The 19534-nt window shown below is 74.8% G+C and carries 23 protein-coding genes and 1 pseudogene; 6 read left to right on the top strand and 18 right to left on the bottom strand.

From position 1 onward, the window contains the following. Positions 1 to 8: 8 nt before the first annotated feature. On the bottom strand, positions 9 to 191 hold the full coding sequence (locus E9529_RS11460; RefSeq protein WP_236831280.1) for a hypothetical protein: 183 nt from the start codon (positions 189 to 191) through the stop codon (positions 9 to 11). A 174-nt stretch (positions 192 to 365) separates the two neighbouring features. Between E9529_RS11460 and E9529_RS11465 the strand changes: the two genes are divergently transcribed. Together E9529_RS11465 and E9529_RS11470 are read left to right on the top strand one after the other, a co-directional pair. Beyond that, positions 366 to 1487 (top strand): diguanylate cyclase, encoded by a 1122-nt coding sequence (locus E9529_RS11465; protein ID WP_236831281.1) that lies wholly within the window; start codon positions 366 to 368, stop codon positions 1485 to 1487. Positions 1488 to 1541: 54 nt separating this feature from the next. Beyond that, on the top strand, positions 1542 to 2837 hold the full coding sequence (locus E9529_RS11470; protein WP_236831282.1) for a M24 family metallopeptidase: 1296 nt from the start codon (positions 1542 to 1544) through the stop codon (positions 2835 to 2837). A 48-nt stretch (positions 2838 to 2885) separates the two neighbouring features. On the opposite strand, the gene E9529_RS11475 is transcribed toward E9529_RS11470, so the two are convergent. Both E9529_RS11475 and E9529_RS11480 read right to left on the bottom strand, forming a co-directional pair. Beyond that, on the bottom strand, positions 2886 to 3314 hold the full coding sequence (locus tag E9529_RS11475) for a ChaB family protein (protein WP_236831283.1): 429 nt from the start codon (positions 3312 to 3314) through the stop codon (positions 2886 to 2888). A gap of 156 nt (positions 3315 to 3470) precedes the next feature. Further along, positions 3471 to 4673: an endo-1,4-beta-xylanase gene (locus E9529_RS11480; protein WP_236831284.1), complete on the bottom strand. Its 1203-nt coding sequence runs from the start codon at positions 4671 to 4673 to the stop codon at positions 3471 to 3473. 221 nt (positions 4674 to 4894) lie between these two features. Between E9529_RS11480 and E9529_RS11485 the strand changes: the two genes are divergently transcribed. Next, entirely contained in the window at positions 4895 to 5959 is a 1065-nt protein-coding gene (locus tag E9529_RS11485) for a LacI family DNA-binding transcriptional regulator (protein ID WP_236831285.1), read from the top strand. 9 nt (positions 5960 to 5968) lie between these two features. Continuing rightward, on the top strand, positions 5969 to 6517 hold the full coding sequence (locus E9529_RS11490; RefSeq protein ID WP_236831286.1) for a DUF4240 domain-containing protein: 549 nt from the start codon (positions 5969 to 5971) through the stop codon (positions 6515 to 6517). Here E9529_RS11490 and E9529_RS11495 read toward each other — a convergent pair. Genes E9529_RS11495 through E9529_RS11510 form a run of 4 tightly spaced genes read right to left on the bottom strand, consistent with a single transcriptional unit; the run spans position 6508 to position 8554 of the window. Further along, positions 6508 to 6900 carry a thioesterase family protein gene (locus E9529_RS11495; RefSeq protein ID WP_236831287.1) on the bottom strand — a complete coding sequence of 131 codons (393 nt, stop codon included), beginning with the start codon at positions 6898 to 6900 and terminating at the stop codon, positions 6508 to 6510. The two genes, E9529_RS11490 and E9529_RS11495, sit on opposite strands and share 10 nt — an antisense overlap. A 1-nt stretch (position 6901) precedes the next feature. Further along, a complete protein-coding gene (locus tag E9529_RS11500) occupies positions 6902 to 7132 on the bottom strand; it encodes a hypothetical protein (protein WP_236831288.1) in 231 nt (76 codons plus the stop codon). 1 nt (position 7133) lies between these two features. Further along, on the bottom strand, positions 7134 to 7391 hold the full coding sequence (locus E9529_RS11505; protein ID WP_236831289.1) for a DUF2795 domain-containing protein: 258 nt from the start codon (positions 7389 to 7391) through the stop codon (positions 7134 to 7136). A 29-nt stretch (positions 7392 to 7420) separates the two neighbouring features. Next, positions 7421 to 8554, bottom strand: coding sequence for a Vms1/Ankzf1 family peptidyl-tRNA hydrolase (locus tag E9529_RS11510; protein ID WP_236831290.1), 1134 nt, complete (start codon positions 8552 to 8554; stop codon positions 7421 to 7423). A 170-nt stretch (positions 8555 to 8724) separates the two neighbouring features. On the opposite strand from E9529_RS11510, the gene E9529_RS11515 reads away from it, so the two are divergent. Next, positions 8725 to 9060 carry a hypothetical protein gene (locus tag E9529_RS11515; RefSeq protein ID WP_236831291.1) on the top strand — a complete coding sequence of 112 codons (336 nt, stop codon included), beginning with the start codon at positions 8725 to 8727 and terminating at the stop codon, positions 9058 to 9060. A 117-nt stretch (positions 9061 to 9177) separates the two neighbouring features. Here the strand turns inward: E9529_RS11515 and E9529_RS11520 are convergent, their stop codons facing one another. From E9529_RS11520 to E9529_RS11560, 9 genes are all read right to left on the bottom strand, one after another. Beyond that, a complete protein-coding gene (locus E9529_RS11520) occupies positions 9178 to 10071 on the bottom strand; it encodes a type II secretion system F family protein (protein ID WP_236831292.1) in 894 nt (297 codons plus the stop codon). After that, positions 10071 to 11012, bottom strand: a complete 942-nt coding sequence (locus tag E9529_RS11525; RefSeq protein WP_236831293.1) for a type II secretion system F family protein — start codon at positions 11010 to 11012, stop codon at positions 10071 to 10073. Before E9529_RS11525 ends, E9529_RS11520 begins: the two co-directional genes overlap by 1 nt. Positions 11013 to 11014: 2 nt before the next feature. Continuing rightward, positions 11015 to 12448, bottom strand: coding sequence for a CpaF family protein (locus tag E9529_RS11530; protein WP_236831294.1), 1434 nt, complete (start codon positions 12446 to 12448; stop codon positions 11015 to 11017). After that, positions 12445 to 13638, bottom strand: a complete 1194-nt coding sequence (locus E9529_RS11535) for an AAA family ATPase (protein WP_236831295.1) — start codon at positions 13636 to 13638, stop codon at positions 12445 to 12447. Before E9529_RS11535 ends, E9529_RS11530 begins: the two co-directional genes overlap by 4 nt. Further along, positions 13635 to 14372 (bottom strand): RcpC/CpaB family pilus assembly protein, encoded by a 738-nt coding sequence (locus E9529_RS11540; protein WP_236831296.1) that lies wholly within the window; start codon positions 14370 to 14372, stop codon positions 13635 to 13637. Before E9529_RS11540 ends, E9529_RS11535 begins: the two co-directional genes overlap by 4 nt. 12 nt (positions 14373 to 14384) lie before the next feature. Then, positions 14385 to 15329, bottom strand: a complete 945-nt coding sequence (locus E9529_RS11545; RefSeq protein WP_236831297.1) for a TadE/TadG family type IV pilus assembly protein — start codon at positions 15327 to 15329, stop codon at positions 14385 to 14387. Continuing rightward, entirely contained in the window at positions 15317 to 15727 is a 411-nt protein-coding gene (locus E9529_RS11550; protein WP_236831298.1) for a TadE/TadG family type IV pilus assembly protein, read from the bottom strand. The genes E9529_RS11545 and E9529_RS11550 overlap by 13 nt, the downstream gene beginning before the upstream one ends. Positions 15728 to 15823: 96 nt before the next feature. Beyond that, the gene (locus E9529_RS11555) at positions 15824 to 16054 is read right to left on the bottom strand and encodes a Flp family type IVb pilin (RefSeq protein ID WP_236831299.1); all 231 of its coding nucleotides are present in this window, start codon (positions 16052 to 16054) and stop codon (positions 15824 to 15826) included. Positions 16055 to 16232: 178 nt separating this feature from the next. Further along, positions 16233 to 16892: an A24 family peptidase gene (locus tag E9529_RS11560; protein WP_236831300.1), complete on the bottom strand. Its 660-nt coding sequence runs from the start codon at positions 16890 to 16892 to the stop codon at positions 16233 to 16235. Positions 16893 to 17015: 123 nt separating this feature from the next. Between E9529_RS11560 and E9529_RS11565 the strand changes: the two genes are divergently transcribed. Then, positions 17016 to 17720, top strand: coding sequence for a bifunctional 2-polyprenyl-6-hydroxyphenol methylase/3-demethylubiquinol 3-O-methyltransferase UbiG (locus E9529_RS11565; protein WP_236831301.1), 705 nt, complete (start codon positions 17016 to 17018; stop codon positions 17718 to 17720). 37 nt (positions 17721 to 17757) lie between these two features. Here the strand turns inward: E9529_RS11565 and E9529_RS11570 are convergent, their stop codons facing one another. Together E9529_RS11570 and E9529_RS11575 are read right to left on the bottom strand one after the other, a co-directional pair. Further along, the gene (locus E9529_RS11570) at positions 17758 to 19041 is read right to left on the bottom strand and encodes a hypothetical protein (protein WP_236831302.1); all 1284 of its coding nucleotides are present in this window, start codon (positions 19039 to 19041) and stop codon (positions 17758 to 17760) included. Positions 19042 to 19211: 170 nt separating this feature from the next. Continuing rightward, positions 19212 to 19534 (bottom strand): annotated as a pseudogene (locus tag E9529_RS11575) (hypothetical protein); the annotation flags it as partial.

The following is a 19534-nucleotide window of genomic DNA, read 5'->3' on the forward strand; positions in this document are numbered from 1 at the left end:
ACCGGCGCTCAGCGCTCCTCCCAGGCGCGGTCCTCCTCGTCGAGCTGCTCGTTGCGCTCGGCGACGGAGGCGAGCGCGTGCTCCGCCTCCTCGCGCGTCCCGTACGGGCCGAGCCGGTGCCGCTCGGCGCAGCCGTCGCGGTCCTCGACCGCGTGGTGCTTGAGGCAGAAGAACCAGGGCCCCGTGCTCATGCGCGCCTCCTTCGCTCGTCGGACCTCCCCAGCCTTCCACCGGTCGTACGCGCCCGCTCGGACGGCGACGACGGCTCCGCGCAGGCCCCCCGCCCTCACCCGGACGAGCACCTCTCGGTGACGACAGCGGAACGGGGGGTGTCGGAACGCCGGTCCGTGAGGCATCCTGCACCGGTGACCGGCCCGGACGTGCGCGCCCCTGACCTGGCCATCCGTTCCCCGGAGCCCGCAGGCGTGCCCGGTCACGAGCACCGCGTCGCCGCCCTGACCGTCGCGGTGCTGCTGACCACCGGCGCCCTGATGGGCTCGGTCAACCTGTTCGTGGACGGCGTGCTCCGCGAGGGCGCCCCGCGGTGGGCCTACGCCGGCACGATGCTGCTCCTGCTCGCCATCGCCGCCTCGCTCGTGGCACGCGGCCGGCTCGGCCCCGGGCACACCCTCGCCCTGGTGCTGCTCGGCGACCTGGTCTACCTCGTCGTGGTGCTCTGCATCGAGGACCCGCTCCGCTACGCCACCCCGCTGATGCTGCTGTTCCCCGCCCTGGCGGCCGGCTGGTTCCTGCGTCCGCGGGCGCTGACCCTGCACATGGCGGTGACCACCGTGGTCTGCCTGGCCGCGCTGTGGCCCAGCTACGACAGCGCGATCGCCCTCGGCGTCCAGGTCGGGGTGAGCGCCTGCACGCTCAACGGCGCGGCCACCGCGGTCTACCAGCTGCGCCGGCGGGTGCAGCGGCTGCTGGCCGAGACCGAGACGCTGACCCTCCTGGACCCGCTCACCGGGCTGCACAACCGCCGCTACCTCGTCGAGCAGGCCGACCGCCTCTGGCGGCAGGCGCGGCGCGACGGCACGCGGGTGTGCGCGATGGTCCTCGACCTCGACCACTTCAAGCGGCTCAACGACGAGTTCGGGCACGCCGTCGGCGACGCCGTCCTCAACGCCGTGGCGGCGTCCCTCTCCGCCGCCGTCCGCCCCGCCGACGTGCTCGCCCGCATCGGCGGCGAGGAGCTGGTGGTCGTGGGCGCGGTGAACGACGCGGCCGAGGCCGGCCTGCTGGCCGAGCGGCTGCGGGCGGCCGTCGCCCGCGGCCAGGGCTCCGGCGGGCACGGCGTCACCGCCTCGATCGGGCTGGCGGTCACCCGGCCGGCCGACGGGGAGGACCCCGTGGCGGCGCTCTGGCGGCTGGTCGACGAGGCCGACGGCGCGATGTACCGGGCCAAGCGCGAGGGCCGGGACCGGGTCGCCACCGCCGGGGTGCCGCGGGCCCGCAGCCCCCGCGCGGAGGAGACCAGCTCCTAGCCGGGCAGTCGCCTCGACCGGTGGGTTCGGCGGTTCTCTGCTTCGCTAGAGGGCATGTCGCTCGTCGCCGCGCCCGGCCCGACGCGCACGGTGCCGCCCCCGCTGCGCGTGCAGGCCGACGTGCGCGACCGGTGGCTGACCCAGCGGCTGCTCGACGTCCTCCCCGGGCTCATGGACCGGGCGGGCATCGACCTGTGGGTCGTCGCCGGCCGCGAGTACAACGAGGACCCGGTGCTGGCCACGCTGCTGCCGGCCTCCTGGCTGTCCGCCCGGCGGCGCACGATCCTGCTGCTGCACCGCAGCGACGACGGCGTCACCCCGGCGGCGGTCTCCCGCTACCCGGTGGGCCAGTTCCTGCCCGCGTGGACCGCCGGCGAGGGGGCGGGGAGCAGCCAGTGGGCGGAGGTCCGCCGGTTCGTGGAGCAGGCCGATCCGCGGCGCATCGGCATCGACGTCTCGGAGGACTTCGCGCTCGCCGACGGCCTCTCCCACACCGAGCACCGGCTGCTCACCGAGGCGCTGGGCCCGTACGCCGAGCGGCTGGTCTCGGCCGAGCGGCTGGCGGTGAGCTGGCTGGAGACGCGGCTGCCGGAGGAGATCGACGCGCTGCGCGGGATGAACCGGCTGGCGCACGAGGTGATCGCGGAGGCGTTCTCCCCCGCCGTCGTCCGGGTCGGCGAGACCACCGCCCTCGACGTGACCTGGTGGATCCGGCAGCACCTGCACGACCTGGGGGTGGAGCCGTGGTTCCAGCCCTCGGTGCTGCTGCAGCGGGCCGGGGTGCCGCTGGCCGAGGACGGGGGCACGCTGCTGCCCGCCGTCCCCTCGGACGCGGTGGTGCGCCCCGGCGACCTCCTGCACTGCGACGTCGGCCTCAGCTGCCTGGGCCTGCGCACCGACACGCAGCGCAACGCCTACGTCCTGCGCCCGGGTGAGACCGACGCCCCGGCCGGCCTGCGGGCGGCCCTGCAAGCGGCGAACCGGCTGCAGGACCTCACCACGGCCGCGCTGGTGCCCGGGCGGACCGGCAACGAGGTGCTGGCAACCGCGCGCGCCGCGGCGGCTGACGAGGGGCTCGACGGGGACGTCTACTCCCACCCCATCGGCTACCACGGGCACGGCGCCGGCCCGGCGATCGGCCAGTGGGACCAGCAGCACGGCGTGCCCGGCGCCGGTGACCACCCGGTGCACCTCGACACGGCCTACGCCCTGGAGCTGGCGGTGCGCCGGACGGTGCCCGAGTGGGGTGGTCAGTGCGTGCGGCTGGGGCTGGAGGAGGGCATCGCGCTCACCGGGGACGGCGTCGGGTACCTCGACGGCCGGCAGACCGACTTCCTGCTCATCGGCTGACGTCGCGCCGCCCCCTGCCCGCGGGGCGGGGGCGGCGCGGACGGCACGCTACTTCTTGCGGGCGTTGGCGGTCTTCTTGTCGTTCGCCTTCTGGATGGCGTCGACGAGTTCCTTCTTCTTCATCTTCGACCGGCCCGTGACGTCGAGCTTCTTGGCGACGTCCATCAGGTGCGACTTGGAGGCGTTGGCGTCGACGCCGCCCTTGGTCTTCCTGGCCGTGCCCCGGCCGCCGGCGGCCTGCGCGTCGGAGGGGCCCTTCTTGCCGCCCTCCTTCTTCTCCCAGTGGTCGCCGACCTTCTCGAACGAGTGCTTGACCGCGGCCCACGCCGTGCGCGCCGCGCGCTCCTCGTCGTCGTACTCGTCCACCGCGGAGTCGTAGGCCTTCGTGTAGGTCCGCTGCGCCTTCTTCGGCGACCGCTGCAGGGTGGCCGGCAGCTCCGACTGCTTGGCGTCGCCCTTCTTCGTCGTCTTCGGCATCGTGATCTCCTCTCGGGTCGGCACCCGCCCTACCCCGGGAGGCGGAGATGATCACCTGGCCGGGCCGGCGCCCCCGTACGGGACCGGGCGGCCGCCCCCCGGTGAGGGAGCGACCGCCCGGCGCTCAGGAGGGTCCGGCAGGCCGGACGGAGCCGGTCAGCGCCCGGCCTGCGCCTCCGCGAGCGTCTCGTGCAGAGCCCAGTACGCGGGCTTGCGCTCGTAGTCCTCGAACATCACCGTCGCCGCGCCCTGGCCGGGCGAGAAGCTCGGGACCCACGAGTACTTGTCGTTGAAGCCCCAGATGGTGAAGGAGTTGCACTCGTCCACCGACAGGCACGCCTCGAGGACGCCCTGGTAGGTGTCGGCCTGCTCGGCGAGCTGCTCCGCGGTGGGCACCCCGTCCTCGGGGAGGGTGAAGCGGACGTCGAGCTCGGTGACCGCCGTCTCCAGCCCCAGGTCGTCGAAGCGCTGCATGTTCTCGTCGAGGGTCTCCGGGAAGGGGTACTGCAGGTCCAGGTGGGCCTGGAAGGCGAACCCGTGCAGCGGGACGCCCTCGGCGAGCAGCTGCTGGGCGAGCTCGTAGTAGGCGTCGCTCTTGGGGCCGATGTCCTCGACGGCGTAGTCGTTGAGGAAGAGCTTGGCCTCCGGGTCGGCCGCGTGCGCCCAGCGGAAGGCGTCGGCGATGATCCCCGGACCGAGCCGCTCGATGAAGATGTTGGCGGTCGCGCCCGTCGAACCGTCCCGCAGCCGCACGCCGCCGTCGTCCCACGTGTCCGCGAAGATCTCGTTGGCGACGTCCCACTGGTCGATGCGGCCCTTGTAGCGGCCGACCACCGTCTCGATGTGCTCCTTGAGGATGGCCCGGAGCTCCTCGTCGGAGTAGTCGCCCTCGGTGACCCACTCGGCCAGCTGGCTGTGCCACAGCAGGGTGTGCCCGCGGACGTCCTGCCCGTGGCGCTCGGCGAAGGCGACGATCGCGTCCGCCGGGCCGAAGTTGTAGACGCCCGGCTCGGGGTGGATGAACTCCCACTTCATCTGGTTCTCGGGCGAGACCGAGTTGAACTCCGTGGCGAGGACCTTGCGGTAGCGGGGGTCGCGGGTGAACGGGTGGGGGTAGTCCGCCTCCTCGTGGTGCCCGCCGCCGGCGACCGCGGTCCCGATGACCAGGTCGTCGGGCGTGACGGTGCGCAGGCCGTTCCGGATGGCCGGACCCGACGACCGGTCCTCCCGGGCCTGGGCCGACGGAGCCGCCTGGTCCTGGGGCGCCGCAGAGGCGGGCAGGACCGCGGTGCCGAGCGCGACCGGGACCAGGGCCACGCCGACCGCCATGCGGGTTGCCACCCGCGAACCGAACCTCACAGAGCGCATGCTGTGCCTTCCCTCGAGACGTCGGAACGACTTCCGAAAACTTCCGGAAACCGGAGCCCGGACGTTACGTAGGTCACAGGGAGGCGTCAACACGAACGGGGGACGGATGCGCGACGCCCCTCCTCGCCCGTCGGGAGGAGCTCGCCCCGCGCACCCGCCCGGGGGCCGCACGACCCGCCGTAGGCTGACCGCTCCGACCAGGAGGAGGTCCGTTGGCCGACGAGCAGACCGGCGCGGTGACCATCGCGGCGATCGCCGCGGCGGCCGGCGTGTCGGTCCCGACGGTCTCCCGCGTGCTGAACGGGCGGTCCGACGTGGCCCCCCGGACCCGGGAGCGCGTGGAGCAGCTGCTCCGCGACCACGGCTACCAGCGCCGGGGCGGCCGGGCCCGCACCCGGGCGCGGCTGGTCGACCTGGTGTTCAACGACCTCGACAGCCCGTGGGCGCTGGAGATCATCCGCGGGGTCGAGGACGTCGCCCACGCGGCGGGCGTGGGCACCGTGGTGACCGCGATCCACCGGCGGGCCAGCGCCACCCGGGTGTGGCTGGACAACCTCGGCGCCCGGGCCAGCGACGGCGCCATCCTGGTCACCAGCGCGCTGGACCCCGAGCTCGACGCCGAGCTGCGCGAGCTGCAGGTGCCCGCGGTCGTCGTCGACGCGGCCGGTGTCCCGGGGCTGGACGTGCCGACCATCGGCGCGACCAACTGGGCCGGCGGCCTCAGCGCCACCGAGCACCTCACCGGGCTCGGGCACCGGCGGATCGCCTTCGTCGCCGGCACCCCCGACCTGTGGGCCAGCCGCGCCCGGCTGGCCGGGTACCGGGCGGGCCTGGAGGCCGCCGGGCTGCCGTTCGACGCCGACCTGGTCGTCGACGGCGATTTCGGCTACGCCTCCGGGGCCCGCGCGGCCGACCGCCTGCTGGCGCTGGCCGACCGGCCGACCGCCGTCTTCGCGGCGAACGACCAGATGGCGCTGGGGGTCTACGAAGGGATCCGGCGCCGGGGCATGCGGGTACCCGAGGACGTGAGCGTCGTCGGGTTCGACGACCTGCCGGAGGCCCGCTGGTCGTCCCCGCCGCTCACGACGGTGCACCAGCCGCTCGCCGAGATGGGCGCGCTCGCGGCGCGGACGGTGCTGCGCATGGTGGACGGCGAGGCGATCGAGAGCCCGCGGCTGGAGCTGGCCACGCGGCTCGTCGTCCGCGACAGCACCAGCCCGTCGACCGCCGCGCACGGCGGGCCCGACGACCTCCGCGGAGCACCCCCGCGCCGGTAGTTTGCGCGCGTGGACACGAGCACCTTCTGGACGCTGGTCGAGGACACCCGCGCCGAGGCGGTCGAGACGGCGAAGGACTCGGTCGTCGCCGAGCACGTCGCGACGCTCACGGCCGCGCTCGAGGAGCTCTCCGACGACGACGTCCTGGGCTTCTACCGGCAGCTCATGGCCGCCCGCGCCCGGGCCAACCGCTGGGACCTCTGGGCCGCGGCGCACGTCGCCCTCGGCGGGGCGAGCGACGACACCTTCCTCGACTTCCGGAACTGGCTGATCAGCCACGGGCGGGACGCCTACGAGCGGGTGCTGGCCGATCCCGACGCCCTGGCCGACCTCGAGTGGGACGAGGACGAGGACGACTTCGGCTGCGCCGAGGAGTGGGCCTACGCCCCGCTCGAGGTGCTGGACGACCGCGGCTTCGCCGAGGAGGACCTCGACCCCGGCCCCGACGAGGTCGACGACCAGTTCGGGGAGCCCGCCGGCGAGCCGTTCCCCGAGGACGACGACGAGTGGTTCCCCGCCCGCTTCCCGCGGCTGTGGGCCGCCTACGGTCAGGTCTGACCGGCCTCCAGGTACCGCGTCCAGTGCGCCCGCTCGGCGTCGGTCATCGGCCGGCTGGCGTTCGCCGCGAAGTCGAACACCACGAGCACGCAGTCGGCGCGGATGGCGACCTCGCCGTCCTGCGCCAGCTCCTGCCGGACGGTGAAGGACTTGGTGCCCAGCCGGGTCACCCAGCTCTGCACGCAGAGCTCCTCGCCGACCCGGTAGTAGAGCTGGCGCAGGTAGTCGACCTCCAGGCGGGCCAGGATCAGCCCGCCGCCGGCGTGGTCGTCCCCGATCGCCAGCCGCGCATCCTCCAGGAGGGCGAGCGCGCGGGCGTGGTTGACGTGGCCCAGCATGTCGGGGTCCGACCAGCGCAGCCGGACCGGGTGCTCGTGCCGCACGTCAGGGCTGGTCCGCGGTCTCGGCGGACTGCCGGTGGGCACCCTGGGCGTCGTCCGGGTCGGGGTGGACCGTCCGCTCCTCGGACTCGGCCAGGATGACCTCCGCGGCGACCTCCTCCATGCCGCTGCCGCGGAGGCCCTCCTCCTCCGGCAGCAGCTGCGCCCGCGTCTCCACGTTGCCCTCGGTGACGTTGTCCAGCGCCTCCGGGCTCGGCTTCTTCTGCGTCGTCACGTCAGAACCGCTGCTGCTCGGTGCCGAGCCCGAGGGCCTGGGCGACCTCCTGGACGTTCTCGAACCGCTGGCCGGCGGGCAGCCGCTGCAGGTCGGCCAGCACGCGGTCGCCGGCGCCGCCCTCCTGCGCCTTGGTGACGAGCTGGTCGCGGTCGGCCGGCCACACCTCCTTGCCCAGCGCCTCGGCGAGCGCGGCGCGGCGGTCGATGCTGCCCTGGTCGGTCCCGGACGGGGTGGCGGCCTGGTGCGGATCGGTCACGGGGAGCTCCTTCGTCGTGGGGGCGCCGGTCAGCTGCCGGCGTCGGTGGAGGCGTCGGTGTAGCGCAGGATGGCGGCCACCGGCTCGTCGCCGGGCAGCGCAGCCGCGGGGACGACGAGCACGCCCGCCGCGCTGGCGACGGCCGCCTCGAGCAGCGCGGGACCGGCGGGGACGACCTCGCCGTGCACCCCGAGCGCGTCCATGTCCTGCTGCTTGACGCCGAGCTCGAGCGGGCTGCTGCCGACCAGCAGGGTCGCGTCGGCGTCCTGCTCGTCGGTGACGAGGAGGGTCTCCACCTGCCCCTTGCGCAGGGCCTCGACGACGGCCGGGGTGCCGGTGACGGCCAGCCCGTGCGCGCCGGCCGCCTGCACCTGGTCGACGGCGGTGGCGATGTCGCGCGCCTCGTGCTCGGCGACCAGCTCGTTCGCGCGCCGGTCGATCGGCTCGCGGTCGGCCCCCGCGGCGCGCCCGCCCTCCTCCATGGAGACGACGAGGTCCGACCACGAGGCGTGCGCCTTGTCGCCGAGGATCTGGCGGGCACGCACGTCACCGGCGAGCAGGACGAAGCGCAGCGGGAGGCGGCGGTTGAAGGACTCGATCTCGTCGGCGACCTTGCCGGCGTTCTCCTCCCACTGGTTCTCGGCGGTGTGCATGTAGGTGTTGTGCGCCCAGCCGCCGACCTTGACCTTGCGCATGTGGAAGGTGTCGCCCTCCACCTGCCGCTCCTCGTCCTCCCGGCCCGCGAGCCCGGCGACGGTGATGTCCGTCCCGACCCGGTCGGCGACGACGACGGCGTGCGGCACCCGGCCGGCCAGCTGGCGCAGCACCGGGAGCAGGTCCGGGTGGGCCGACCACTCGGCGGTCTCGCGGGCGGGTGCGTCGGCCAGCACCTCGTCCAGGACCACGGTGCCGTCGGCGGCGGCGACGACGGCGCGGCCCCGCAGCGTGCCTGCCTCGCCGCCCTCGTTGCCCTCGAGCAGCCGGGCGCGGACGGCCTCGACGACCGTCTCCGGCGCCCCCTGCTCGGTCAGCTGCTCGCTGAGCGCGCGCACCCGGAGCTCCAGCTCGGTGTCGGCGGACTCGGTGGTGTGCGTGACGTCGGCGCAGACCGTGGCGTAGGGACCAGCGGCGGCGAACACCGGCTCCAGGAAGGACACGTCCATGTCGGGGGGACAACTCCTCGGTCGATCGGGGGTGTTCGGTGGGCGGGGCGGCGTGGGGCCGCACTCCCGCCGTCGCCGCCTACCCACCGGCCGGACGCTCACACCCCGTGTCGAACGCGGAGGACCGGGTAGGCGGTCAGGCGACCAGGAACCGCAGAGAGGACCTAGGGATGACCGAGCACGACCAGCTGCCCCTGCCCGACTACGACCACCTGCCCGTGGAGGGCCTGGCCTCGCGGATCCGGACGCTGGACGCCCAGGGGCTGGAGACCCTGCTCGAGTACGAGCGCGCCCACGCCGACCGCGTGCAGGTGGTCACGATCATGGAGAACCGCCTCCAGTCGCTGCGCGAGGGTGCCCAGCCCTCCGGCGGCGACCCGGCCGCGCCGGCCGCCGACGACCCGTCCCACGCCGCGGGTGGCTCGAAGGTCTCCGAGGCGACCACCGGCCCGGCGATGAACCCGCCGTCGCAGGGCGACCCCACCAACCCGGCCCAGCCGCGATGACACCGCGACCCTCCGGGTCGCACCGCGGCCAACGGCCGTCCCCGCTCGGGATGAGCCGCTGCGTCGTGCCTACGCGGACCCCCTCCGGGGGCCCACTCGGCACGACAGGGCCCGACGTCATCTGCTGAAGGTGGCGACGATGTCCATCACGGCGGGGCCGAGGAGCACGATGAACAGCGTCGGCAGGATGCACAGGATCAGCGGGAAGATCACCTTCACCGGGATCTGCATCGCCTTCTCCTCGGCCCGCTGCCGCCGCTTGAGCCGCATCTCCGCCGCCTGGGTGCGCAGCACGTCGGCGATCGACACCCCGTACTGGTCGGCCTGCACGACGGCCCGGATGAACCGGCGCAGGTCCGGGGCACCGGTCCGCTCGGCCAGCGCCAGGTAGGCGTCGCGCCGGGGCTGGCCGACGGCGATGTCCTGCAGGGTGCGCACCAGTTCCTCGGCGAGCGCCCCCTTGCCGTTGCTGCCGGCCCGCGCCATGGCCGCCTCGAACCCGAGCCCCGCCTCGACCGCGATGGTCATCTGGTCGAGGGTGTCGGCCAGCTCGAGCGCGATCGCCTCCCGCCGCTCCTGCCCGCGGCTGTGCAGCAGCAGCTCCGGCAGGAAGTACGCGACCAGCGTCGACACGACCGCGACCAGCCCGGTGAGCACGCCGGGCTCGGAGGTGGCGACCAGCAGGCCGAGCGCGCCGGCGACCACCCCGAGCACGAGCTTGGCCGCCACCAGCCGCGGCACCGGCCAGGCCGCCGGGCGGCCCGCGGTGGCCGCGAGGCGGTCCAGCCGCCGGACGGTCCCCCGCGGGGTCAGCCCGCGGGCGAGGCGGGTCAGCGCACCAGGACCGATCCGGCCGGCGGTGGGCCCCGCCGCGGGGAGCCCGCGCAGCAGGTTCTCGCGCGCCTGCACCGTGGCGGCCGGGGCGCGGCCGAGCAGCGCCCAGCCCAGCAGCGGCAGGGCGGCGCAGACGCCGACGGCGGAGAGGAGGACGGGAACCGGGAGGCCGCTCATCAGAACGTGATCGCCACGGTCTTCTTGAGCCACAGGCCACCGGCCAGCAGCATGAGCACCGCCGCGGCGATCATGCCGTAGCCGACGAGGCTCTCGGTGAAGCCGGCCAGGTAGTCGGGGTTGCTGAGCGAGATGAAGCCGGTGACGCCGAACGGCAGGGCCATGAGCACGACGGCGGAGAGCTTGCCCTCCGCCGAGAGCGCCTTGACCTGCCGGCGGATGGCGTTCCGCTCCCGGATGGTGTTGCCGACCGCGTCCAGCACCTCGGCGAGGTTGCCCCCGACCTCGCGGTGGATGGCGATCGCCTGGGCCACCCAGGTGAAGTCGTCGCTGGCCATGCGAGCGGCGACGTCGTCGAGCGCCTCGGCGAGGTCGCGGCCCACGCGCGTCTCGTTGACGATCCGGGCGAACTCCTCGGAGGTCGGCGCCTCGGCCTCCTGGGACACCGAGTCGACCGCCCGCAGCAGGCTGTGCCCGGCGCGGAGGCTGCTCGACATCAGCTGCAGCGAGTCGTCCAGCTGGTCGGCGAACGCGGCCTGGCGCCGGCCCGCGCGGAAGCCCACCAGCAGCTTGGCGCCGAACGGGACCCCCACCACGAGCAGCAGCGCGAGCAGCGGGCCGCCGACGACGGCGCCGGCGAGCGCGCCCACCACCATGGTGGCCCCGACGGCGAGGACGAAGTCCGGCAGCGTCGTCGACATGCCGGCCTTCTCGAGGGCGGCGGCGCCCGCGGCCAGCCGGCCACGCTTGACCAGCACCTTCTCCACGGCCGCCCCGGCCGCCGCGCCCGCGCCCAGCAGCGGCGACGCCGGCGGCGCCACCGACGGGTCCAGGCGGGCCAGCGGCACCCGCGCGGGGCCCGCCGGGAGGACGACGAGGGCCAGCAGCAGCAGCGCCGCGGCGATCGCGCCGACACCGGCGACGAGCAGGGCACCGGCCACCGTCACCACCTCCCCGCGGCGGCGGGCTCGGCGGCGCCGAACACCCGCGGCGAGAGCCGGATGCCGAGCTCGTCGAAGCGGTCGGTGAAGCGCGGCCGCACCCCGGTCGGCACCGGCTTGCCGAGGAACCGGCCCGAGGCGTCGACGCCCGCGGAGTAGTCGAAGAGGAACGCGTCCTGCAGCGTGACCGTCTCCCCCTCCATGCCCTGCACCTCGGTCACGTGGGTGACCCGGCGGGTGCCGTCGCGCAGCCGGGTCAGCTGCACGACGACGTCGACGGCGGAGGCGATCTGCTCGCGGATGGCCCGCAGCGGCAGGTCCATGCCCGCCATGAGCACCAGCGTCTCCAGGCGGGCGATGGCGTCGCGGGGCGAGTTGGCGTGCACCGTCGACAGCGAGCCGTCGTGCCCGGTGTTCATCGCCTGCAGCATGTCGAGCGACTCCCCGCCGCGGCACTCCCCCACCACGATCCGGTCGGGCCGCATGCGCAGCGAGTTGCGCACCAGGTCGCGGATGGTGACCGCACCCCTGCCCTCGATGTTGGGCGGGCGCGACTCCAGGCGGACGACGTGCTCCTGCTGGAGCTGCAGCTCGACGGCGTCCTCGATGGTGACGATGCGCTCGCCGTCCGGGATGAACGAGGACAGCACGTTGAGCAGCGTCGTCTTCCCGGTGCCGGTGCCGCCGGAGACGATGACGTTGAGCCGCGCCTCGACGCAGGCGTGCAGCAGCTCGGCCATCTCCGGCGAGAGCGTGCCGAAGCCGATCAGGTCGGTGACGGTGAAGGGGTCCTTGGAGAACTTGCGGATGGTCAGCGTCGACCCGCTGAACGCCAGCGGCGGGATGATCGCGTTGACCCGCGAGCCGTCCGCCAGGCGCGCGTCCACCAGGGGCGAGGACTCGTCGATCCGCCGCCCGACCCGGGAGACGATGCGGTCGATCACCCGGCGCAGGTGCTCCTCGGAGGTGAACCGCGTCGCGGTGCGCTCCAGCTTGCCGCCGCGCTCGACGTAGATCGCCTCGGGCCCGTTGACCATGATCTCGCTGACCGCGTCGTCGTCGAGCAGCCGCTGCAGCGGGCCGTAGCCGAGCACGTCGTCGGCGAGCTCGGCGGTGAGCCGCTGCCGCTCCTCGGTGCTGAGCGGGACTTTCTCCTCCTCGACGACCTCGTCGAGCTCCTTGAGGACGACCGCGCGCAGCGCGTCCTCGGCCATCGACGGGTCGTTCATCCGGCTGCCCATGCGCTCGAACAGCGCCTTGCCCACCCGGTCCTTGAGCCGGGTGAGGGCGTCGGTGGGCGGCGGCACCGGGGCCGACGCCGGTCGAGCGGCCGGCACCGGGCGCGCGGCCACGGCGGCCGGGGCGGTGGCCGGGGTCGCGGCGGCGACCGGCCGGGGCTCCCCGCGGGCGGCCTCCAGCCGCTGCGCGAGGTTCACGACGCCGCCCGGTGCTTGGCCCGGTAGCGCCCCGCCTTCATCAGCGGCGTCGCGGAGAAGCGCGACACCAGGCGGCGCAGCTCGCGGACCATCGGGTCGCGGCGGCCGCCGCTCTGCAGGATCGGCACCCCCTGGTTGGTGGTGGCGGGCACCGACGCCGACCGGGGCAGCACCACGTCGACCCCGGTGCCGATCGTCGTCTCGACGTCACGCACGGAGAGGCCGCCCTTCGGGTCGGCGAAGTTCATGACGACGTGCCGCCCGGCGGGGATCAGGCACAGCTCGCGCAGGACGTCCATCTCCTTGCGCAGCCCGCGCACGCCGGGCACGTCCATGCTGCTGAGCATCACGACGTCGGAGGCGCGGTCCAGCGCGGCCAGCGTCTGCTCGGACAGCCCCGGCGCGGTGTCGACGACGACGTAGCGGAACTCGCGGGCCAGCGAGGCCAGCAGCCGGCTGACGTCCTCGCCGGTGATGCGGTCCCCGGCGGCGGGCGAGTCCGAGCCGCAGACGGCGTAGAGCCCGCTGGGGTGCTGGGTGAGGAAGGTCTTGAGGAGCATGGTGTCCTCGCTGGCCGGGCCCTGGACGGCGTCGGGCAGCGTGTACTCGGGCACCAGGCCCAGCGCCGAGGCGACGTCCCCGAACTGCACGTCGAGGTCGACCAGCACCGTGGACTGCGGCGCGGCCGCCGTCAGGCCGATGGCCAGGTTGGTCGAGACGGTCGTCTTGCCCACCCCGCCCTTGGGCGAGGCGATGGTGATGACCCGGCCCGCGTAGCGGTCGGTCTCGGCGACCGGCCGCAGCACCCGCCGCCGCCCCGCCGCCGCGTGGCCGGCGCGCTCCACCGCGGCGGCGATCTCGGCCACGTCGGCGTCGGGCGGGAGCAGGTCGCGGATGCCGGCGCGCATGGCCGCGCGCCACATGTCCGGCGACGGCTCGGCCACGAGGACGACGGTGACGCCTGGGGCCTGCACGTCCAGCCGGCCGGCGAGGGTGAGCACCTCGGGCGCCGGCGCGTGCGGGCCGACCAGCAGCACGTCGGGCAGTTCGTCGTCGACGAGCTGCTCGAACAACCGGGCGGGGTCGCTGGGCAGCCGGCCCGGCGGCAGCACCTGCAGGTCGCCGCCGGTGGCCTCCTTCACGCGCAGCACCAGGTCCTCCCCCGCTCCCGCCAGCACGACGCGGCTCATGAGTAGGCCTTTCCGTAGATGGTGTCCGGCGTCAGCACCGCGGTGCGGGAGACGTCGGGGTCGGCGGGCTCGAGCGAGAGCCAGATGCTGGCGTGCTCGGCGCCGAAGACGATCGCCTCGGCCTGGGCGGCGGTCACGGCGAAGGTGACCATGAGGCTGCCCGAGGGGACGGGCGCGGAGACGGTGGTCGTCCCGTCCGCGGGGGCGGCCGGCGGGGCGGGCGCCCCCTGCACCTGGGTGACCAGCACCTCGTGCAGCACGGAGTGGGTGGTGGTCGTCTGCGACATCGAGACGAACACCCCGACGGTGTCGCCGGCCGCCAGCCGCCCCCCGACCGCGCGCTGCGGCTCCAGGACGATGCTGACCTCCTGCATGCCCTCGGGCACGGGCACCGTGCCGGGGACCTGCAGGTCCCCCGGCAGCTCGAAGCGGCTGTCCAGGAGCTGCTCGCCGGGTGCGAGGTCGACGGTGGCGACCCGGTCGGCCAGCGCGGCCAGGTCGGTGACCCGGCCCGGCAGGGCGGCCTTGGCCGGCAGCAGCTCGACGCCGACGAGCTCGGCGAGCGCGCCGGCCGGGGTGCCGGCCGGGATCGGGGCCCGGGCCACCAGCACCTCCACCGGCTGCGCCCCGGCCAGGGCACGGCTCTCCGCGCCGCGCACGTAGCCCACGAGGACCGCGGTGCCGGCGACGACGAGCACGAGGGCCGCGACGGCGGCCAGGAATCGACGTCTCACGAGTGGGCGCCCCTATCGGATCAGGCGGAGGATCGAGGCCCCGAGGGTCGGGGCGTCCGGGCTGGAGCTCCAGTCGTCGGAGAGCTCGACGAAGCGGGTGAAGTAGCCGGTCAGGCAGCGGTCCTCGCCCTTGCAGGGCTTGTTCCAGGTGTACTGGCCGCCGAAGTGGTAGCCGGTGATGGTGAAGGCGGCGTACGCGTGCACGTGGTACTCGCCGCCGGAGCCCGTGCCGCGTGCCTCGTCGAAGATCGGCAGCAGCACCGTGCGGTTCTGCAGCGCCTCGAAGTCGGCGACGCTGCACCCCTGCGACGGGTTGTTGCCGGGCTCCGACGTGAACCACGCCGCGATCCGGCTCGTCGCCTTGCACGTCCCGCCGTCGGTGACCAGCCACCCGAAGCCGCCGGGCACCGGGTTGCCGGACCGGGGGCCGGGGCAGTTCGTCACGGTCTTCTTCGGCAGGCCGATGTACTGCTCGGTCTCCGTGGACGGCAGGCCGCCGCCGGTCTGCTCGAGGAACTCGCACCAGGAGAAGATCAGCGGGAGCTGGGCGGTGCCCTGGCTCGGGGCGCCCCAGCCGACGGTCGCGGTCGCCTGCACCTGGCTGCTGTCGTGCCCGATGACCGGCGCGAACCAGTGCTCCTTGGGGGCGGCGCCGGTGACGGTCACGCTGAGCGGGTCGCTGCTGAGCACCGGCTGGGCCGCCGTGCCGGTGGGGTCGTTGTGGCTGATCAGCTGCTGCGCCGTTGCCAGCATGTCGCCGCAGTTGCCGCGGGAGCAGTCCTGGGCGACGGCGATGGCGGCGGCGTCGGCCGCGACCTGGAGCCGCGCGCGCTCGGCGTACAGCGCGCCGATGTCGACGGCGATGGCGGCGAAGCCGAGGAGGGGGACGAGCACGAGGGCGAAGACGACGGAGGTGGCGCCGCGTTCGCCGTCACGGCGGCGGATCAACCGTTGCACCGCATGACCCCCGTTCCGGTGAGCTGGATCTCCGAGCCGAAGAAGCCGGTCAGGTACGGCTTCGGGTAGGTGATGGTGAGGCGGACGGCGGTGTCGCCGGCGCCGGTGGTGGGGCAGGTCGCCGCGGTGCCGCCGACGACCTCGATGCGGATCTGGGCGTCGGTCACCGCGGGGCGCAGCGAGGCGGCGGCGGTGCGCACGACGGCGCGGGCGTCGGCCGGGTCGTTGCGCAGGGCCATGGCCCGCACCCCCTCGCGGGCGGCGGCCGAGAGCGTGCCCTGCACCTGGAAGGCGTGGCCGAACTCGGCGATCCCGATGAGCAGCACGAGCAGCAGCGGCACGATGAAGGCGAACTCGACCGCGGTCGCGCCCCGCTCGTCGGAACGACGTCGGCCCATCCCCGGCACCACCTCTCCTCGTGCGACGGCGCAGCGGCCCTCGGGGCGAGGGCCGCTGCGCCGGAGACCGCTACGGCGTCGCGCAGCAGCGAGCGATCACTCGGCGGGGGTGGCCGCGCCGCCCTCGACGGCGGGCAGCTCGTCGCTGACGGACGTGAAGAGGGCCTCGAGCTGGTCGCCGAGCAGCGCCACGGCGCCGATGATCACGACGGCGATGAGGCCGACCATGAGGCCGTACTCGACGGCGGTGGCGCCCTTCTCCTCACGACGGAGGCGCTCCTGGGCGACCGCGACGAGGCTGGCGATGGTGGCGTAGGCGTTGATCACGTGCACTCCCTGGGGTGTCGGCCGTCCGGCGGGATCGGGTGATCCCGCCCTGTGCGGCTGCTGGGGGGAGTTGTCGTGCAGGACACGCCGTCGCTTGAGCCCCGTTCACCCGATCGGCGGACACCGGCCCGCCTCCCGGGCGACCGGCCGCCGATGCCGCTCACGCGGGGTGAGCGGATCAGCCGAGGAGAGCGCCGCCCCAGCCCACGGCGAGCGCGGCACCCGCGAGCATCGCCGGCCCGAACGGCAGCTCGCTGCGCCGGCCGACCCGCCGGGCCGCGAGCAGCGCCAGCGCCACCGCGGCCTGCACCACGAAGCCCGCGACCGCTCCCAGGAGCACCGCGTCCCAGCCGAGCCAGCCCAGCGGGAGGCCGATCAGGGCGGCCAGCTTGACGTCGCCCATGCCCAGACCGGCCGGCGAGATCAGCGCCATCACCAGGTAGCCGCCGAACAGCACCGCGGCGGCCAGTCCGGCGCGCAGCAGCTGGTCCCAGGCGCCGCCGGCCGCCGCGGCCACGGTGAGCAGGGCGGCCGTGGCCGCGACCGCCGGCCCGGTCACGCGGTCGGGCAGCAGCCGGTGGCGCAGGTCGACCAGCGCCAGGAGCACGCCCGCCCCGGTGACGACGAGGAACGCCGGCAGCGCCCAGCCTGCCCCGAGCCGCAGCGCCACGAGCGCGAACAGCGCGGAGGTGAGCAGCACCGTCAGCGGGGCGGGCAGCACCCGCCGGGGGCGCGGCCCCCCGCCGCCGTCCCAGGGGAACGCCGCGGCGAGCCGGTCGGCCGCCGTCCCGGCGAGCAGCCCCAGCACCCCGGACACCACGACCGCCGCGACGGTCACCGGCCGGGGACCGGGGGCTCGGGCATCACGGCGCACACCCTGGCACAGCCGACCGCGGGCTCGCGGCAGGCTGCACCGGAGCGACGGCGAGCGGAGTGCCCGACGGTGGGTAAGACTCCGCTCGTGACTGTGGACGAGGGCTCGACCCACCGCACCGCGGCGGTGTGGTCCTACCGGGGCCACGGCGTGCACGCCGCCCCCGGCGTGCACGAGTACGCGCTCGAGCTGGTCCGGCAGCAGCTGCCCGAGGGCGGCCGGATCCTGGAGGTGGGTGCCGGCTGCGGCGCGCTGGCGACCCGGCTGATGGAGGCGGGCTTCGACGTCGTCCCCACCGACCTGGACCCGCCGCACGAGTGGATCCACCGCCTCGACCTCGACGACCCGCAGTGGACCGAGGAGACCCGCGGCCCCTTCGACATGGTGGTCTGCGTCGAGACGCTCGAGCACGTGGAGAACCCGCGGAAGGTGCTGCGCTCGATCCGGGCGCTGCTCGAGCCCGGCGGCAAGCTGCTGGTGAGCACGCCCAACGTGGGCCACCCGCACTCGCGGCTGAAGATGTTCCTGCGCGGCGCCCCGTTCATCTTCGGGCCGGGGCACTACTACCAGCCCGGCCACATCTCGATCCTCCCCGACTGGCTGCTCGCCGAGCACGTGCGCACGGCCGGGTTCGGGGACGTCACCGTCACCAGCGGCGGGTCCACCTGGTACGTCGGGGTCCGGCGTCTGGCCCACCGGGTGGAGACGGCGCTGCTGTGGGTGATCGGGCTGCGGCCGCGGGCCGAGTCCGGCGAGGGCATCTGCACGTTCGTCACCGCCGTCGCCGAGTGACACCGGCCGGGGGACGCGGGCGCCCCCCGGCCGTCGCTCAGCCGCGGGTCAGCTGGAACACCGAGATGGTGCCGTCGTCCTCGTTGCTGGTGAGGAACAGGTGCCCCCGCTTGACGGCGAGCAGGCCCTCGGGCGCCTCCCCCGTCGGCAGCACCTGCAGCAGCTCGGGCGCGGTCTCGTCGGCGAGGTCGTAGACCAGCACCGCGTCCCCCCGCTCGGAGCCGATGAAGCCGTAGGTCGTGCCGTGCAGCGCGGCCACCTCGACGCCCTCGAACTCCGCGCCCTTGTCGTCGCTGCGCCCGTCCGGGTAGCGGCCGGCGGCGGCGAGGGCCTGCTCGGCCGCCCCGCCGGAGCTGCTGACCACCTCGCCCGCCGGGGAGAAGACCGTCCAGCCGCGTCCGCCGCTGGGCTCCGCGGCCAGGTCGCCCTCGTCCGCGGTGACCAGGTTGCCCTCCGGCGTCCACTGGACGGCGTCGGGCTCGCGCGGGGCGGTGAACGCGTCGTCGAACGCGACGACGTCGTCGTCGGCCGTGTCGGCGTCGGTGCGGGTCACGGTCCCCGCGGAGAAGGAGCCGACGACGGTGCGGGTGCGCAGGTCGACCAGGGCGACGGCGTTGTTCTCCTGGAGGGTGACCGCCGCGACGCCCTGCCGGTTGATGTCCACGTACTCCGGCTCCGGGTCCTCGGGGAACGCCGCGCCCTCGAGGCCGGTCAGGTCGACCCGGTCGACGGCCCAGCGGTCCGGCGTGCCGTGCAGGTCGACGACGGCCAGGAAGCCGGCCGGTGCCTGCGACAGGCCGCCCTCGACGCCGTCGACCTCGATCTCCTCGTCGCGCTGGTTCTCGATGGCGACGGCGGCCACCGCACCGTTCGGGCTGATCGCGATGGAGTCGGGCTGCCCCCCGAGGTCGAGGGTCCGGACGACCGACCGGGTGCGCAGGTCGATGACGGCCAGCTCCCCCGACGGGTCGGTGAAGGAGGTGCTGGTGTCGACCACGGCCAGCGCGTGCCGCCCGTCGCGGGTGACGGTGACCGACGTCGGCTCGCCGTCGACCGGCACCGCGCCGAGCGCGCGGGGGTGTGCGGGCCTGGTCAGGTCGACCAGCCCGACCTCGCCGGTGGCCGAGTCGGTGTACAGCAGCGTCCGGCCGTCGGGGGTGACGGCGAGGATCTCGGCGACCTCACCGCTCACCTCGACGGTGGCCAGTTCGGCGAAGGCGGGCGCGGGGGCCGGCACCGCGGCGGCCGGGGCTGCGGTGGCGGCCAGCAGCAGGGCGGCGGCCGGGAACGACGAGGCGAGAAGCCGGGCGCGGGATGGCACGGGGGTGCTCCTGGGGGTCGAGGGACGACGGGTGAGGCCGACCCTGACCAGCGAAGACGACGCCCCGGCGACGACCGGGCCAACCGCGGGTGACCGGAGCGCGACCAGCTCCACGCACGTGCGCCCCCTGCCCGGGAGCCGGGCAGGGGGCGCACGTCGTCGAGCGGTGGTTACGGCAGGAAGGCCACGTGCGGGTGGTCCATGTGGTTGGCCGTCGGCGAACCGCGGTCCTCCATGCCCTGCCACGCCCAGCCGGTCCACGAACCGGCGATGCGCTGCTCCCAAATCACGTAGTCCACGCCGAGGCGCGCCGCGTTGTCGATGACGTACTGCGCGATGGCGTGGCCCTTGGCGGAGTCGCTGTAGACCATGAAGTCGGCCGCCAGGCCTTCGCGGGGGCTGTGGCCGGGGCGGGTGAGCACGGTGCCGACGCCGTGCACCTCGGCGATCTCCTGCACGTCGGGGCGGACGTGGGCGTCCCACTGGTCGTAGG

It is taken from the genome of Blastococcus sp. KM273128 (assembly GCF_021698975.1).
GTDB lineage: Bacteria > Actinomycetota > Actinomycetes > Mycobacteriales > Geodermatophilaceae > Blastococcus.